We start from the raw sequence: 14,459 nt of genomic DNA, 5'->3' as shown, positions 1-14,459 counted from the left end.
TCACGCGGCGTGCGCACGCCGCACTTCTTCAGCGGAAACCCGAGGCGGCCGGAGTGGTCGCAGTCGGACAGACGTGTCGCTGTCAGCGACGTCGCCGCCGCGCGCGCAGGAACACCAGCAGTGCACCGAGCGCGATCAGCATGACGGCCGCGACAGTGGCGACCGTCGGAAAGGTCGTGCCGGTGGCGGGAAGCCTCGTGTCCTGACCGCCATTCGACGCGGTAGTCGCCTGTTCGAGCGTCACGGTCACGACGAGTTGCGCCGATCCGTCTCGTGTCGGATTCGCTGCGGTCGCAGGAAGTCCGATGTCGATTGTGCTGCGCACGGCGCCATCGGGGGAGAGGCGCTGTGGCGCGTCGACGCGGGCAGTCAGCTGTGCTGCAAGTGCGACGTCCGCCGCGCTCTGCAGGTCGGTGGCACGCCAGCGGGGTTCCACGGAGAGGAGGGCCGGATTATCGGACGCGTTGCGTATCCAGAGTTCAAGAGTCCGCTCGTCCCCGGGCACGAACAGCGCTGAGACATCAGTCAAGGTGAGGTTCGGACCGGCGACCCAGACGTCGCCATCTGTGCTGAGCAGCAGCGTCTCGGGTTCCTCCGCCTGCGCTGACGGGGGGACTGACAGCGCGATGGCGACGGCTGCCACGATGGCGAGCGCGGGTGCCGCCCGCTGGACCCGTCGCCGGAGGGATGCGTCTCGAAGCAGTGCGACCACGCCCCAACCGATCGCGCCGACACCGAGCACCGTGATCACGATCGACTTCGTCAGGGGCGTCGCCCAGATGTTGATGTAGCCGAGCCACGGCATGGCATAGACGAGCACGCCGCGCACCTGCACACCGAGCACCGGGGCGGCGTCATTGACGTTGTTGGCGTCGCCGCGGGTCGTGAAGATGCGCTCACCCTCACCGGAAACGCCGACACCGACCACTCGGTGCGTGGCGACCTCCGGCTGCCCCGAACGGAGCTGGAAGGTGATGATGTCGCCAATACGGATCTCGGAGGGGTCGGTCGGCCGCGCGGCGATGAGGGTGCCGGGCTCGAGTCCGGGGCGCATGCTCCCGGTCAGCACGGTGTAGGAGTGCGCGCCGAGCAGGAGCGGCATGACCACGGTGAAGAACGCAAGGACGCATACGACGGTCAGTGCCGCGCAGCTGACCATACGGGCCGTCACGCGCATTTCAGGCCGCCGAGAAGCAAGGACGTCAAGCCTGTGGGCCTGATGTTCTTGTCGGAGAATGCGGGCTTCGAGTCCCAGCCGCTGGAGTGCACTGCGACGATCTCGATCTTCGCAGAGCTGGATCCGAACAAGATCGCCAAGACGTTGCCCAAGAGTTCGCCGACGATGTCGCCTTCTCGCACCTCGACCGAAGTTTGAGTGATCTTGTCCTTGAGCAGGTACCGCTTGTCAGGGGCCTTCGGATCACTCACGTAAATCGAGTAGGAAGAGGCGTCCCCAGATCCTCTCCACTCAATCCGGACGTAATTGACGAGATTCAGTAGACCTTCCGTCTTGGAAAAGCACCGGACGTCACTCACCGGAGCGACTGTGGCGGCGTCGACCGCCACATTCTCGACCGACGCTTCTGTTCTCCAATACCCCCATGATGAGGCGGGACCTCCGAAGGTGAGCAGAGCGATCAGTCCCATCATCGCGGAGACCCGCCATCCGACCTTGCGTTCCTGCGTCATGACGCCACCTGCTCGGCATCTATCGTGATCTCGCGCGATATCTGGTCACCTTGCAGAGAGCTTGGCGCGTCGTCCTCCAGCATGAACCGCACGCATACGTCGACAACCGCGTTCGGTGGAAGGTCGGTGACTTCCGCGACCTCAGCACTCGTCGTCGAAGCGATCGGTGCTCCCACGTCGCATTCGTCTCGCCAGGCAGTGAAGGAAACATAGTCGCGCACCACCCCCGACACAGTGCTCGTCACGGTCAGCTTCCACCGCAACGAGGTTCCGCTGCTGTGAGACGTCACGCGTATCACAGAGTCGGAAGTAGAGTCGCCCGGAAACAGCGGCTCCCAGTCCGGAGGTCCCCCTAGCCACGTTGCATCGATGCGAAGATCTCCTGACGAGGCGGACTGCAGATCCATCCGCTGCTGCGCAGCCCAGTAGGCGGACACGCTCGACGCCGCTGTCAGGGCTATGACGCACCCGACAGCGGCTCCGATCAACGAGCGGCGCCTGCTCGACCTCATCGGCTTCAAGCGTTACGTGTTCTGCGTCAGCGTCAGCGCAACGCTTCCGAACTCGAACTTCGCGTTGGTCAAGTCTCGGTTCTCAGTTTCCGCGGGGAACGTGTAGCTGACCGTGACCGTGACCGTCTTTCCATTGGCGTTCTCAGGAGTGAGAGCCGTGATGTCGGTGACCTCGGGAACGGAGACGGTGGGAGTCGGAGCGATGACGTCCGCAGGAAGTTCCGCTCCGGTGAGCGTGGCAGCGAGAGTCGCCTCGAGGTTGTCCCCGACGAGAGTGAGCGTTGCGGTCTGTGTCGCGGTGACGACGTCGCCCGGAACGATCGATACGTCAGTGATGTCTGCCACGGGGTTTCCGTTGAGCGTCCAGGTCTGAGCGCCAGGCGTGCTGATGGCGAGATCACCGCTGCCGACGGTGACGGCGCCGAGCGTTTCGCTGGTGCTCCAATAGGCCAGCGTCGTGCCGCCTCCGAGGAGCAGTGCGGCGCCGGCCGCGATGGCGACGATCGCCTTGGTTCGGGCCTTCGGCGCGGGACGCGCGGCGCGCGCTGATGCTGTGGTCTCCATGAGAATCCCCTCTCGATGGCGCGTGGGTAGGGCGCCGTTAGCTCACAGTATCCGCATCGGCACGCGCCATCGCCGCTGTTCAGGAGAAGACTCCTGTATTACGCGATGTCCGCTTAACCAAACGAGGCCCCCACCTGGCGGTGAGGGCCTCGTTTGTCGGAGGGGATGACGGGAATCGAACCCGCGTAATCAGTTTGGAAGACTGAGGCTCTACCATTGAGCTACATCCCCGTGTCCGGCGCAGGGGTGACCCGGCCGACCTGTCCAGCATAGCGGACGGTGGAGCTGCTCCCGTCCGTTAGACTCGTGGAGGCCGATCCCGTGCGCGCGGGTTCAAGCCGGGGCGTAGCTCAGCTTGGTAGAGCGCCCGCTTTGGGAGCGGGAGGTCGCAGGTTCAAATCCTGTCGCCCCGACCACGGCCCGAAGACTTCACGACCGCGTCGTACACGCGGAAACCACAAGGAGAACACACCAGTATGGCCAACAGCACCGTCGAGAAGCTGTCCCCGACCCGGGTGAAGCTCAGCATCACGGTCACCCCTGAGGACCTCAAGCCCAGCATCAAGCACGCCTACGAGCACATCGCTCAGGACGTGCAGATCCCCGGCTTCCGCAAGGGCAAGGTTCCGGCGCCGATCATCGATCAGCGCATCGGTCGCGGCGCGGTCATCGAGCACGCGGTGAACGAGGGTCTCGACGGCTTCTTCCGCCAGGCGGCCTCGGAGCACGGCATCCGCATGGTCGGCCGTCCCTCGGCTGACATCACGCAGTGGCCGAACGAGAAGGACTTCTCGGGCGACCTGCTCGTCGACATCGAGGTCGACGTGCGCCCGGAGATCGAGCTGCCCTCGTTCGACGACATCACGATCACCGTCGACGCCGTAGAGACCGACGACGCCGCGATCGACAGCGAACTCGACAGCCTGCGCGCCCGCTTCGGCACGCTGATCCCCGTCGACCGTCCTGCCACCAAGGGTGACTTCGTCGACCTCGACCTGATCGCGACGATCGACGGCAATGAGATCGACCGTGCGGACGGCGTGTCGTACGAGGTCGGCTCCGGCGAGCTTCTCGAGGGCATCGACGAGGCGATCGACTCGCTCACCGCCGGTGAGCAGACCACCTTCCGCTCCACGCTCGTCGGCGGCGACCACGCCGGTGAGGAGGCGGAGGTCTCCGTCACCGTCAAGGCGGTCAAGGAGCGCGAGCTGCCCGAGGCGGACGACGACTTCGCTCAGATGGCCTCGGAGTTCGACACGGTCGCCGAGCTGCGTGCCAGCCTCGCCGAGCGCGTCGGCCAGCAGGGCGTGTTCACTCAGGGCGCATCCGCTCGCGACAAGCTCATCGAGGCGCTGCTCGAGAAGGTCGAGATTCCGGTGCCGGCTCAGCTCATCGAGGACGAGGTGCACAACCACCTCGAGTCCGAGAACCGCCTCGAGGACGACGAGCACCGTGCCGAGGTCGCCGAGGCCAGCGAGAAGCAGTTCCGCACGCAGGTGCTGCTCGACACCATCGCCGAGGGCGCGAACGTGCAGGTCTCCCAGGAGGAGCTTAGCCAGTACCTCATCCAGTCGGCGGCGCAGTACGGCATGGCTCCGCAGGAGTTCGTCGAGGCGCTGCAGGGCGCTGGACAGCTGCAGGCGCTCGTCGGCGAGGTCGCCCGCAACAAGGCGCTCGCCTCGGTGCTGGGCAAGGTGAACGTCGTCGACAGCAACGGCAAGACCGTCGACCTGTCGGAGTTCATCGGCGACGTCGACGAAGCCGAGGAGACCGAAGAGGCTTCCGGCGACGAGGCTGCGGCCGACGAGAAGCCTGCCAAGAAGCCCGCGGCCAAGAAGCCGGCCGCGAAGAAGGCTCCGGCGAAGAAGGCCGCCGCCGAGGACGGTGCCGAGGCGGCGAAGCCGGCCGCGAAGAAGGCCTCTGCCGAGAAGGCCGCGAAGAAGGACGACGCCGACGCCGCCGAGTGATCCGCGATCGGAGATGAAGGGGGGCGGATGCTGCGCAGCATCCGCCCCCCTTCATCTGCAGAGGAGAAGCATGACTGACGTGGACAGCCGCTTCGCGGCGGTGTGGGACGATCCGTCCCTGAGCGACGAGGAGCGCCTCGTGCGCATCGACGCTGTCGCCGTCGACTGCGGCGACGAGGCCCGCTCGGCGTTCGAGCGAGCAGGCGCCCGCGACTCGGCGGGCCTCGAAGCGGAGGCCGAGCCGCTGTACCGGCGCGCGCTCGAGCTGGGCCTTCCCGACGACCTGCGCGCGCAGGCCGTCATCCAGCTCGCCAGCACGCTGCGCAATCTCGGACGCGTCGCAGAGAGCCTCGACCTGCTGCGCGCCGAACGGGAGCGAGGCGGGCCGCTGCACGAATCGGCTTCCGCCTTCTACGCGCTGTCGCTGGCCTCGGCCGGCGACCCTCTCAGCGCGGCATCCGTGGCTCTGGACGCGCTCGCCCCGCATCTGCCCCGATACGGTCGTGCCGTGGGCGCCTACGCCAGAGAGCTGCGCCCCGCCCGCTGATATGCCGACGGCGAACACGGGAGATGGCGCATCCGCCCGCCGGTAGATTCGAATCACCGAAACACGGAAACAGGAGCTGACATGGCTGAACCCCTGGTCGCGACGAGCGTCTTCGACAGGCTGCTCAAGGATCGCATCATCTGGCTGGGCTCTGAGGTGCGCGATGAGAACGCGAATGAGATCTGCGCGAAGATCCTCCTTCTCGCCGCCGAGGATCCCGAGAAGGACATCTACCTCTACATCAACTCGCCCGGCGGTTCGATCACCGCGGGCATGGCCATCTACGACACCATGCAGTTCGTCCCGAACGACATCGTCACCGTCGGTATCGGCATGGCCGCATCCATGGGCCAGCTGCTGCTGACCAGCGGCACCAAGGGCAAGCGGTACATCACCCCGAACGCGCGGGTGCTGCTGCACCAGCCGCACGGTGGGTTCGGCGGCACGGCGAGCGACATCCAGACGCAGGCGCAGCTGATCCTGTCGATGAAGAAGCGCCTCGCCGAGATCACCGCGGCGCAGACCGGCAAGAGCGTCGAGCAGATCAACGCCGACGGTGACCGCGACCGCTGGTTCACCGCGGACGAGGCCCTCGAGTACGGATTCGTCGACCACATCCGCGAGCACGCCAGCGACGTGCACGGCGGTGGCGGCACCGGTGCGGACAAGTAAGGCAGGACACGAACACATGTACACACCCACGTTCCGCTCCGCGGGCGATCTGCCCTCGAGCCGCTACATCCTCCCGCAGTTCGAAGAGCGCACGGCTTACGGCTTCAAGCGTCAGGATCCGTACAACAAGCTGTTCGAAGACCGCGTGATCTTCCTCGGCGTGCAGGTCGACGACGCCTCGGCAGACGACGTCATGGCCCAGCTGCTCGTGCTCGAGAGCCAGGACTCCGAGCGCGACATCACCATGTACATCAACTCGCCCGGCGGCTCGTTCACCGCGATGACCGCGATCTACGACACCATGCAGTACGTGGCGCCGCAGATCCAGACCGTCGTGCTCGGCCAGGCAGCCTCCGCTGCATCCGTGCTGCTCGCCGCCGGTGCCCCCGGCAAGCGCCTCGCACTGCCGAACGCCCGTGTGCTGATGCACCAGCCGGCGATGGGCGAGGCCGGTCACGGCCAGGCGTCCGACATCGAGATCCAGGCGGCCGAGATCCTGCGCATGCGCACCTGGCTCGAGGAGACGATGGCTCGCCACACCGGCAAGCCGGTCGATCAGATCAACAAGGACATCGACCGCGACAAGATCCTCTCGGCCGACGAAGCCAAGGACTACGGCATCGTCGACCAGGTGCTCACCTCTCGCAAGCGCGCCTGACGCGCTCGCGTCCACGAAGAGCGGTCCGGGAACACCCGGGCCGCTCTTCTACGTCCGGCCGATGCGGATGCTACGCAACGGATGCGCACGCCCGGGGGACCGCAGTGCTCATATGAGCAGTGGCGTGCGCGTGCGTCGGCCGAAACGTAGGCTGGATCCGGAAGGAGGATGCCGTGGACGACGAGCTGCTGATGGTGCGGGTCGCTGAACTCTCGTACGACGAGAACAAGACCCAGGACGAGATCGGCGCGCTCCTCGGCATCTCGCGCTGGAAGGTCGGCCGACTGCTGGTGCAGGCCCGCGAGCGCGGCATCGTGCGGATCGAGATCGTGCATCCACGGGCCCGGCGGCTCGGCCTGGAGCGTGCTCTCGTCGAGCGGTTCGGCCTCGAGGATGCCGTGGTGGTCCCCGCGCCCGACGATCCCGGTCCCGTGCTGGACAGGGTCGCACGCGCCGCCGCCGATCTGCTCACCGCACTGCGGCCCGTGCCTCGCGTTCTCGCCGTCAGCTGGGGGCGCACGCTCACCGCGATCGCCGAGGCGCTGCCCGAGGGCTGGGCGCGCGGCGTGACCGTCGTGCAGGCCAACGGGGGCGTCAGTCTGAACCGCCGCTCCGGGGGCGCGGCATCCGTGGCCGTGACGATCGCGCAGCGTGGATCCGGCCAGGCCGTGCTGCTGCCGAGCCCCGCCATCCTCGAGCGCGTCGAGACGAAGCAGGCGATCGAAGCGGACCGCACTGTCGCAGCGATCCTCGACCAGGCCGCCCACGCCGGGACGTTTCTCTTCACCGCGGGACCGTGCGATCCGGCGTCCGCCCACGTCGAGAACGGCTACCTCACCCCAGCGGACATCGCCGAACTGGCGCGACGCGGCGCGGTCGGCGATGTGCTCGGCCGGTACATCGACGCCGATGGCAACATCGTGGACCCCGAGCTCGATGCGCGCACGGTCGGCGTCGCGCTCGACCAGGTGCGCTCCGCGTCACGATCGCTCTTCGTCACCGCGGGCGCCCCGAAGCACGACATCGCGCGTACAGTCGTGAGCAACGGGCTGTGCAGCGTTCTGGTGACCGACGAATCCACAGCACAAGCACTCTTGGAGGACATGTGACGACCACGGAAATCGTCCGGCGCAACGCCGTCGACGTACTGGGCGGTGAGCCCGACGATGCCACCCTGCGCCGGTTCCTGCACGGACTGCCCGGCGTGGATGCGGTCGGCCTCGAGCAGCGGGCTGCCGGTCTCGGCACCCGCTCGATCAAGACCACCTCGAAAGCGTGGGCGCTCGACAGGATCATCTCGCTGATCGATCTCACGACGCTCGAGGGCGCCGACACGGCCGGCAAGGTGCGCTCCCTCGTCGCCAAGGCGAAGAACCCCGACGCCGCCGACCCGAGCACGCCCCTCGTGGCGGCCGTCTGCGTGTACGGCGACATGGTCGGGCACGCCGTGGAGGCACTCGGGTCGCTGCACGGCGACCCCGACGACGGTCGCATCGCGGTCGCCGCCGTGGCGACCGCCTTCCCGTCCGGCCGCGCCTCGCTCGACGTCAAGCTGGCCGACACCGCGGACGCGGTGGCGGCGGGCGCCGACGAGATCGACATGGTGATCGACCGCGGCGCGTTCCTGGAGGGGCGCTACGGCCTGGTCTTCGACCAGATCGCCCGCGTCAAGGAGGCCTGTCATCGCGAGGACGGTACATACGCATCGCTGAAGGTCATCATGGAGACCGGAGAGCTGAACACGTACGACAACATCAAGCGCGCGTCGTGGCTGTCGATCCTCGCCGGCGGCGACTTCATCAAGACGTCCACCGGCAAGGTGCAGCCGGCCGCGACCCTGCCGACCACGCTGCTCATGCTCGAGACGGTACGCGACTGGCATCGCGCGACCGGCGAGAAGATCGGCGTGAAGCCGGCCGGCGGCATCCGCTCGTCGAAGGACGCCATCAAGTACCTCGTCACGGTCGCCGAGACCGCGGGCGAGGACTGGCTGCAGCCGCACCTGTTCCGCTTCGGCGCATCCAGCCTGCTCAACGACGTGTTGCTGCAGCGCCAGAAGATCTCGACCGGCCACTACTCCGGCCCCGACTACGTGACCATCGACTGAGGAGCTTCGCATGTCATTCCTGGAATACGCTCCCGCCCCGGAGTCCACGGCGATCCTGAACCTGAAGGACAGCTACGGGCTGTTCATCGACGGCGAGTTCGTCGACGGCGGCGGATCGAGCTTCCACACGATCTCGCCGGCCGACGAGAGCCGCATCGCCGAGGTCGCCTCCGCGTCGGACGACGACATCGACCGGGCCGTGAAGGCGGCGCGTCGCGCCTATGACAAGGTGTGGTCGAAGATGAGCGGCCGCGACCGCGGGAAGTACCTGTTCCGCATCGCCCGACTCGTGCAGGAGCGGGCGCGTGAGCTCGCGGTCGCCGAGAGCCTCGACAACGGCAAGCCGATCAAGGAGAGCCGCGACGTCGATGTGCCGCTCGTCGCCGCCTGGTTCTTCTACTACGCGGGCTGGGCCGACAAGCTCGACCACGCGGGCCTCGGCGCGAACCCCCGCTCGCTCGGTGTGGCCGGTCAGATCATCCCGTGGAACTTCCCGCTGCTGATGCTGGCGTGGAAGATCGCGCCCGCTCTCGCCGCCGGCAACACGGTCGTGCTGAAGCCCGCCGAGACGACGCCGCTGACGGCGCTGATCTTCGCCGAGATTCTGCAGCAGGCCGACCTGCCCGCCGGGGTGGTCAACATCGTCACAGGAGCCGGGTCGACCGGTGCGACGCTCGTGCGCCACGCCGACGTCGACAAGGTGGCCTTCACCGGATCGACCGGCGTCGGGCGTGACATCGCGAGGGCGATCGCCGGAACCGACAAGCGCGTCACGCTGGAGCTCGGCGGCAAGGCGGCGAACATCGTCTTCGACGACGCACCGATCGACCAGGCCGTCGAGGGCATCGTGAACGGCATCTTCTTCAATCAAGGGCACGTGTGCTGCGCGGGCAGCCGTCTGCTCGTGCAGGAGTCGGTGCACGACGAGGTCATCGACCGGCTCAAGAACCGCCTCTCGACTCTTCGGCTCGGCGACCCGCTGGACAAGAACACCGACATCGGGGCGATCAACTCCGCCGCGCAGCTGGCGCGCATCCGCGAGCTCAGCGACATCGGCGAAGCCGAGGGAGCCGAACGGTGGACCGCCGACTGCGTCATCCCCGAGAAGGGCTTCTGGTTCGCCCCGACGATCTTCACCGGCGTCGAGGCGTCGCACCGCATCGCCCGCGACGAGGTGTTCGGCCCTGTGCTGTCGGTGCTCACCTTCCGCACCCCGGCCGAGGCGATCGCGAAGGCGAACAACACGCCGTACGGCCTGTCCGCCGGCATCTGGAGCGACAAGGGCTCGCGCATCCTGGCCGTCGCAGACCGGCTGCGCGCCGGCGTCGTGTGGGCGAACACCTTCAACCGTTTCGACCCGTCGAGCCCGTTCGGCGGCTACAAGGAGTCGGGCTATGGCCGAGAGGGCGGCAGGCACGGCCTGACCGCGTACCTGAAGGGAGCATCCGCGTGAGCAAGAGGCTGACCGTTCCGAAGACGTATAAGCTCGCGATCGGCGGCGCCTTCCCGCGCAGCGAGTCCGGGCGCACCTACGAAGTCCTCTCCGTCAAGGGAGCCTTCCTCGCCAACGCCGCGAAGGCGTCGCGCAAGGATGCCAGGGATGCCGTGGTCGCCGCCCGCTCCGCCGTGAAGGGCTGGTCGGGCGCCACGGCCTACAACCGCGGGCAGGTGCTGTACCGCGTCGCCGAGATCCTCGAGGGTCGACGCGCCCAGTTCATCGACGAGATCGTCGACCAGGAGGGCGTGAGCACCGCCGCTGCCGGCGCCCAGGTGGATGCCGCGATCGACCTGTGGGTCTGGTACGCCGGCTGGTGCGACAAGTACGCGCAGGTGGGCGGCAACGCCAACCCGGTGGCGGGGCCCTACTTCAACATCTCGGTCCCCGAGCCCACCGGTGTGGTCGCGATCGTCGCGCCGCAGGACTCCGCGCTGTTCGGGCTGGTATCGGTCGTCGCGCCGGCGCTCGTGACGGGCAACACCGTCGTCGCGATCGCGAGCGAGCGCTTCCCGCTCTCGGCGATCAGCCTGGCCGAGGTGCTCGCCACCAGCGACGTGCCCGGGGGAGTGGTGAACATCCTCACCGGCTCGCCGGCAGAGATCGCACCCTGGCTCGCCGCGCATGCCGACGTCAACGCGATCGACCTCGCGGGCGCGGGCGATCTCGACTGGGTCGACCTGGAGATCGCCGCCGCCGACACGCTCAAGCGCGTGCTGCGGCCCGGTGTGGTCGAGCAGAGCCTCGACCGGATCACCGCGTTCACCGAGACGAAGACGGTGTGGCACACCAAGAGCATGGTGTGACAACGAGGCGACGGGCTCGTCCGAGCAGGTGCGCGGGGCCGAAGCGAAAGACGGCATATATCTCTCGCCGGTTCGCCACGTCCCGCGCTACCGTTCACTCATGCCGAACCGCACAGCTGTCATCACCGTGACGATTCTCACCACCGTGTCTCTCGCTGTGCTCAGCGGCTGCACTGCATCCGCCCCCGTCAACGCGGGCGGAACGCCGGCAGCGGAGGCGGGGACGCCGTCGGCGGTCCGGAGCCGTCGCCGACGCCGTCTCCCGCGAAAGCGCCGAAAGCGCAGGACGGGTTCCCGCCCGGCAAGTGCACCAGCTGGTCGAAGATCCATTTCGGCGCGTACGCCGGCGAGGACGACCTGACCACGAACGTGTGGATGCAGGGGCCGGGGGCCGTCGACACCGGCGCGGCGAGCCTCGCCGGCGGTCCGGCGAGCCTCACGGACGACGGGCGTGTCCAGAGTTACACGGTCCAGTCGGGTGATGCCCCGGCCGCCATCGGCGAGCGCTTCTGCATCGACTACATCACCGTGCTTCAGTTCAACAACATCGAAACGACAGTGCAACCGGGCGACGTGCTGACACTGCTGGTCGACCCGGCTGTGGAATTCACCCGCGTGCCATGAGACAGGATGGTCCGCGCCAGGGGCCGGGCGACGGGCCCGGTTCTGCTGACAGCAGACCGGGCCCGCGCCAATACGCCCCGGTGTCCTACCCAGCGGTTAGGCTCGATTGACGGAGTCAGGATCCCGCCTGACCGCTCGCTTCGAGGAGGACGCGCATGGCTCGCATAGGCGAAAGCGCTGACCTGTTCAAATGCTCTTTCTGCGGAAAGAGTCAGAAGCAGGTGCAGCAGCTCATCGCCGGTCCCGGCGTGTACATCTGCGACGAATGCGTCGAACTGTGCAACGAGATCATCGAGGAGCGGATGGCCGAGGCCGGCAGCGGCCCCGTCGCCGACTTCGAGCTGCCGAAGCCTCGCGAGATCTTCTCCTTCCTCGAGGAGTACGTCGTCGGCCAGGACGACGCCAAGCGCTCGCTGGCGGTCGCCGTGTACAACCACTACAAGCGGGTCCGCGCGCGCAGCACCCTGCAGCCCGCGGAGCAGAAGGCCGACGAGGTCGAGGTCGCCAAGAGTAACATCCTGATGCTCGGCCCGACCGGTTGCGGAAAGACCTATCTCGCGCAGACTCTGGCGAAGCGCCTGAACGTGCCGTTCGCCGTCGCCGACGCCACCGCCCTGACCGAGGCGGGGTATGTCGGCGAAGACGTCGAGAACATTCTGCTGAAGCTGCTGCAGGCCGCCGATTACGACACCAAGCGCGCCGAGACCGGCATCATCTACATCGACGAGATCGACAAGATCGCACGCAAGGCGGAGAATCCCTCGATCACGCGGGACGTGTCGGGCGAGGGTGTGCAGCAGGCGCTGCTGAAGATCCTCGAGGGCACGGTCGCCTCGGTGCCGCCGCAGGGAGGGCGCAAGCACCCGCATCAGGAGTTCCTGCAGATCGACACGACGAACGTGCTGTTCATCGTCGCCGGTGCCTTCGCCGGCCTGGAGGACATCATCTCCGCCCGGGTCGGCAAGCACGGCGTCGGGTTCGGAGCGCCTCTGCACGACAAGGGCAAGGATCTCGACCTGTTCAGCGAGGTGCTGCCGGAGGACCTGCACAAGTTCGGCCTGATCCCCGAGTTCATCGGCCGACTCCCCGTGGTGACCTCGGTGTCGCCGCTCGACCAGGAGGCGCTGATCGACATCCTCACCGGCCCGCGCAACGCGCTGGTCAAGCAGTATCAGCGGATGTTCGAACTCGACGGCGTGCAACTCGAGTTCGAAGAGGACGCGCTGCGCTCCATCGCCGACCTGGCCGTCGAGCGAAAGACGGGTGCCCGTGGGCTGCGGGCGATCCTCGAGGACGTGCTGGGCCCAATCATGTTCGAGATCCCCTCGACCGAGGACGTCACGAAGGTGGTCGTCACCCGGGAGGCGGTCGACGAGGGCGCGCCGCCCACGGTCGTGCTGGCACGCAAGCGCAAGAGCGCCTGAGCGGTGGCGGTTCCTGGCACGATCGTCACGCTCGGTGGCGGCGGCTTCTCGATGTCGGACGACGGCGGTTCGGCGATCGATGACCTGTTGCTCGAGCTCACCGGGCGTGAGCGGCCGAGAGTGTGCTTCGTGCCGACGGCGAGCGGCGATTCCGTCGACTACGGCAGACGATTCGAAGCCGCGTTCGCGGGGCGGACGGATGCCTCGGTGCTGTCGCTCTTCGGCAACTCGGCATACGACTACAGCGACCCAGGAGTGCTGCTGGAGCAGGACCTGATCTACGTCGGCGGTGGTTCCACGGCGAACCTGCTCGCGATCTGGCGCTTGCACGGCGTTCCCGAGGTGTTGCGGGAGGCCGCTGCCGCGGGAACGATCCTGGCGGGTCTCAGCGCGGGGATGAACTGCTGGTTCGAGGCCTCGTCCACGGACTCCTTCGGCCCGCTCGCCCCGCTGTCTGACGGGCTCGGGTTCCTGCCGGGGAGCGCGTGCCCCCACTACCTCGGCGAACCCGGCCGCCGGGAACTGTACCTGGACTGGATCGGCTCCGGGTCGCTCCCCGAGGGCCACGCAGCCGACGACTACACCGCGATCGTCTGGCGCGACGGCGAGATCGTCGAAGCGGTCAGCGAGCGCGGAGACCGACCTGTTGCCGCCGTGTCTCGCAACGGCGGTGCCGGCGTGGAGACGGAGCTCCCGGTACGGGTGCTCGGCTGACAGGAAGGGTGAGGTCGGTGCGTCACCAAAATCACCGTCACGAAGGCCGCCGTCGACGCGGGAGCACCATTCACTGGCGTGCTCACCGGGAAGCGCAAGAGCACCTGACTCCGGCCAGGAGTCCCGAGTCATGACCGCCGTACCCCTGCCGTGGCGGGTGCGGAGCAGTGAGACGATCGTCGCCGACCGCTGGATCCGTCTGCGCGCCGACGAGTGCGAGGATGCCGCAGGGCGCGTGATCGCGCCGTACTACGTGCTCGAACCAGGGGAGTGGATCTCGTTGCTCGCGCTCACCCCCGACGGCGAGGCCGTCGTGGTCGAGGAGTACCGGCACGGCGCCGGCATCGTAGCCCTGGGTACCGTCGGCGGTGCGGTGGAGGCGAGCGAGCAGCCTCTGGACGCCGCTCGTCGTGAGCTCCTGGAGGAGACCGGCCACACAGCTGCGGAGATCGTCGACCTCGGTGCGACCTGGGCGAACTTCGGTAACCACACCAACCGGGTGCACCATTTCCTCGCGCTGCACTGCGTTCACCTTGCCGAGCAGGAACTCGATGAGGGAGAGACGATCGCCGTCCGGAAGCGGCCGTTCGACACCCTCGGCTCAGAGCTTGAGCAGAGCTACCATCAGCTGACCTGGTACAAGGCGCGGGAGTGGCTCAGCCGCGCACCGGCATGATCAG

The 14,459-nt window shown here is 67.5% G+C and carries 16 protein-coding genes and 2 tRNA genes; 13 read left to right on the top strand and 5 right to left on the bottom strand.

Annotation, left to right across the window (positions count from 1 at the left end):
* Positions 1-82: 82 nt before the first annotated feature.
* From ACFWH5_RS10895 to ACFWH5_RS10875, 5 genes are all read right to left on the bottom strand, one after another.
* Positions 83-1,159 (bottom strand): signal peptidase I, encoded by a 1,077-nt coding sequence (locus tag ACFWH5_RS10895; RefSeq protein ID WP_378834817.1) that lies wholly within the window; start codon positions 1,157-1,159, stop codon positions 83-85.
* A gap of 8 nt (positions 1,160-1,167) precedes the next feature.
* Positions 1,168-1,689, bottom strand: a complete 522-nt coding sequence (locus ACFWH5_RS10890; protein WP_378834572.1) for a hypothetical protein — start codon at positions 1,687-1,689, stop codon at positions 1,168-1,170.
* Entirely contained in the window at positions 1,686-1,934 is a 249-nt protein-coding gene (locus tag ACFWH5_RS10885) for a hypothetical protein (RefSeq protein WP_378834571.1), read from the bottom strand. Before ACFWH5_RS10885 ends, ACFWH5_RS10890 begins: the two co-directional genes overlap by 4 nt.
* Positions 1,935-2,213: 279 nt before the next feature.
* Positions 2,214-2,765 carry an alternate-type signal peptide domain-containing protein gene (locus tag ACFWH5_RS10880; protein WP_378834570.1) on the bottom strand — a complete coding sequence of 184 codons (552 nt, stop codon included), beginning with the start codon at positions 2,763-2,765 and terminating at the stop codon, positions 2,214-2,216.
* Positions 2,766-2,925: 160 nt separating this feature from the next.
* Positions 2,926-2,996: transfer RNA gene (locus ACFWH5_RS10875), tRNA-Gly, on the bottom strand.
* A 108-nt stretch (positions 2,997-3,104) separates the two neighbouring features.
* Here ACFWH5_RS10875 and ACFWH5_RS10870 point away from each other — a divergent pair.
* From ACFWH5_RS10870 to ACFWH5_RS10810, 13 genes are all read left to right on the top strand, one after another.
* Positions 3,105-3,181: transfer RNA gene (locus ACFWH5_RS10870), tRNA-Pro, on the top strand.
* A gap of 60 nt (positions 3,182-3,241) precedes the next feature.
* Positions 3,242-4,732 carry a trigger factor gene (gene tig / locus ACFWH5_RS10865; protein WP_378834569.1) on the top strand — a complete coding sequence of 497 codons (1,491 nt, stop codon included), beginning with the start codon at positions 3,242-3,244 and terminating at the stop codon, positions 4,730-4,732.
* A gap of 70 nt (positions 4,733-4,802) precedes the next feature.
* Positions 4,803-5,279: a tetratricopeptide repeat protein gene (locus ACFWH5_RS10860; protein ID WP_378834568.1), complete on the top strand. Its 477-nt coding sequence runs from the start codon at positions 4,803-4,805 to the stop codon at positions 5,277-5,279.
* Positions 5,280-5,309: 30 nt separating this feature from the next.
* Positions 5,310-5,951 (top strand): ATP-dependent Clp protease proteolytic subunit, encoded by a 642-nt coding sequence (locus tag ACFWH5_RS10855; RefSeq protein ID WP_378834816.1) that lies wholly within the window; start codon positions 5,310-5,312, stop codon positions 5,949-5,951.
* A 16-nt stretch (positions 5,952-5,967) separates the two neighbouring features.
* A complete protein-coding gene (locus ACFWH5_RS10850; protein WP_378834567.1) occupies positions 5,968-6,609 on the top strand; it encodes an ATP-dependent Clp protease proteolytic subunit in 642 nt (213 codons plus the stop codon).
* A 173-nt stretch (positions 6,610-6,782) separates the two neighbouring features.
* Positions 6,783-7,718 (top strand): sugar-binding transcriptional regulator, encoded by a 936-nt coding sequence (locus tag ACFWH5_RS10845; RefSeq protein WP_378834566.1) that lies wholly within the window; start codon positions 6,783-6,785, stop codon positions 7,716-7,718.
* A complete protein-coding gene (gene deoC / locus ACFWH5_RS10840; protein WP_378834565.1) occupies positions 7,715-8,716 on the top strand; it encodes a deoxyribose-phosphate aldolase in 1,002 nt (333 codons plus the stop codon). The genes ACFWH5_RS10845 and deoC overlap by 4 nt, the downstream gene beginning before the upstream one ends.
* A 10-nt stretch (positions 8,717-8,726) precedes the next feature.
* A complete protein-coding gene (locus tag ACFWH5_RS10835; RefSeq protein WP_378834564.1) occupies positions 8,727-10,169 on the top strand; it encodes an aldehyde dehydrogenase family protein in 1,443 nt (480 codons plus the stop codon).
* Positions 10,166-11,017, top strand: a complete 852-nt coding sequence (locus tag ACFWH5_RS10830; RefSeq protein WP_378834563.1) for an aldehyde dehydrogenase family protein — start codon at positions 10,166-10,168, stop codon at positions 11,015-11,017. Before ACFWH5_RS10835 ends, ACFWH5_RS10830 begins: the two co-directional genes overlap by 4 nt.
* A 375-nt stretch (positions 11,018-11,392) precedes the next feature.
* Positions 11,393-11,641 carry a hypothetical protein gene (locus ACFWH5_RS10825; RefSeq protein ID WP_378834562.1) on the top strand — a complete coding sequence of 83 codons (249 nt, stop codon included), beginning with the start codon at positions 11,393-11,395 and terminating at the stop codon, positions 11,639-11,641.
* A 155-nt stretch (positions 11,642-11,796) separates the two neighbouring features.
* Entirely contained in the window at positions 11,797-13,065 is a 1,269-nt protein-coding gene (gene clpX / locus ACFWH5_RS10820; RefSeq protein WP_378834560.1) for an ATP-dependent Clp protease ATP-binding subunit ClpX, read from the top strand.
* 3 nt (positions 13,066-13,068) lie between these two features.
* On the top strand, positions 13,069-13,779 hold the full coding sequence (locus tag ACFWH5_RS10815; protein ID WP_378834559.1) for a Type 1 glutamine amidotransferase-like domain-containing protein: 711 nt from the start codon (positions 13,069-13,071) through the stop codon (positions 13,777-13,779).
* Positions 13,780-13,909: 130 nt separating this feature from the next.
* Positions 13,910-14,455 carry an NUDIX hydrolase gene (locus tag ACFWH5_RS10810; protein ID WP_378834558.1) on the top strand — a complete coding sequence of 182 codons (546 nt, stop codon included), beginning with the start codon at positions 13,910-13,912 and terminating at the stop codon, positions 14,453-14,455.
* Positions 14,456-14,459 lie beyond the last annotated feature (4 nt).

Origin of the sequence: Microbacterium sp. NPDC058345 (assembly GCF_042723855.1) — a bacterium.
In the GTDB taxonomy this organism is placed as follows: domain Bacteria; phylum Actinomycetota; class Actinomycetes; order Actinomycetales; family Microbacteriaceae; genus Microbacterium.
Note: the sequence above shows the minus strand (reverse complement) of the source record. Positions and strands in the feature narration are given on the sequence as shown.

What these genes read in the sequence shown, in the direction of transcription:
- clpX (WP_378834560.1), top strand. Translation starts at nt 11,797, where the DNA reads ATGGCTCGCATAGGCGAAAGCGCTGACCTGTTCAAATGCTCTTTCTGC.
- ACFWH5_RS10890 (WP_378834572.1), bottom strand. Translation starts at nt 1,689, where the DNA reads ATGACGCAGGAACGCAAGGTCGGATGGCGGGTCTCCGCGATGATGGGA.
- ACFWH5_RS10895 (WP_378834817.1), bottom strand. Translation starts at nt 1,159, where the DNA reads ATGGTCAGCTGCGCGGCACTGACCGTCGTATGCGTCCTTGCGTTCTTC.
- ACFWH5_RS10825 (WP_378834562.1), top strand. Translation starts at nt 11,393, where the DNA reads ATGCAGGGGCCGGGGGCCGTCGACACCGGCGCGGCGAGCCTCGCCGGC.
- ACFWH5_RS10850 (WP_378834567.1), top strand. Translation starts at nt 5,968, where the DNA reads ATGTACACACCCACGTTCCGCTCCGCGGGCGATCTGCCCTCGAGCCGC.
- ACFWH5_RS10860 (WP_378834568.1), top strand. Translation starts at nt 4,803, where the DNA reads ATGACTGACGTGGACAGCCGCTTCGCGGCGGTGTGGGACGATCCGTCC.
- ACFWH5_RS10835 (WP_378834564.1), top strand. Translation starts at nt 8,727, where the DNA reads ATGTCATTCCTGGAATACGCTCCCGCCCCGGAGTCCACGGCGATCCTG.
- tig (WP_378834569.1), top strand. Translation starts at nt 3,242, where the DNA reads ATGGCCAACAGCACCGTCGAGAAGCTGTCCCCGACCCGGGTGAAGCTC.
- ACFWH5_RS10880 (WP_378834570.1), bottom strand. Translation starts at nt 2,765, where the DNA reads ATGGAGACCACAGCATCAGCGCGCGCCGCGCGTCCCGCGCCGAAGGCC.
- ACFWH5_RS10810 (WP_378834558.1), top strand. Translation starts at nt 13,910, where the DNA reads ATGACCGCCGTACCCCTGCCGTGGCGGGTGCGGAGCAGTGAGACGATC.